The 476-nt window shown below is 68.3% G+C and carries 1 protein-coding gene and 1 pseudogene; one reads left to right on the forward strand and one right to left on the reverse strand.

Going from position 1 to position 476, the window contains the following annotated elements:
* The coding region (locus AACY08_RS29245) for a hypothetical protein (protein ID WP_339472570.1) at positions 1–277 on the reverse strand (277 nt) is incomplete at its 3' end.
* Between AACY08_RS29245 and AACY08_RS29250 the strand changes: the two are divergent.
* Positions 269–476: pseudogene (locus AACY08_RS29250) on the forward strand (hypothetical protein); the annotation flags it as partial. The gene AACY08_RS29245 and the pseudogene AACY08_RS29250 sit on opposite strands and share 9 nt — an antisense overlap.

The following is a 476-nucleotide window of genomic DNA, read 5'->3' on the forward strand; positions in this document are numbered from 1 at the left end:
CTTCCAGGCGATAGCTCCGAAACACCCGATCGACCCGCGGCCCCAAGGCGGCGAGGACGGCGTCGGCTTCGCGCAACCGCTGCCGCGCGATCAGCACGCGTTCGCCGCCAGGCACATCCTGCGGGGTATCGCCGGTGCTGTGCCAATCCTGCTGTCGCCGCACGCGGCTGACATTCGAGCGGTGCCGGTCGCGCATCAGGTTCTCGGCCGCGCGAAAGAGATAGGAGATCGGATCGACGACAGGCTGGCTTGTCGACAGCGCGACGCGTTGCCACAAATCCTGCAGCACATCCTCGGCTTCGTCGCCCGCGCCCTCAGCGGCATCGTCGGCGGCGGCTTCGCGCTGTTCAACGTGCTCAGCCTGATGATCGTCACGCCCGTCGTGGCCTTCTACGTGCTGCGCGACTGGCCCTGGGTGGTCTCCCGGATCGATGTCTGGGTGCCGCGCCGCTACCAGGACGTGGTGCGAGCCCAGG

The sequence above is a fragment of the Pseudomonas sp. EL_65y_Pfl1_R83 genome, from assembly GCF_963970695.1.
Lineage (GTDB): Bacteria > Pseudomonadota > Gammaproteobacteria > Pseudomonadales > Pseudomonadaceae > Aquipseudomonas > Aquipseudomonas tritici.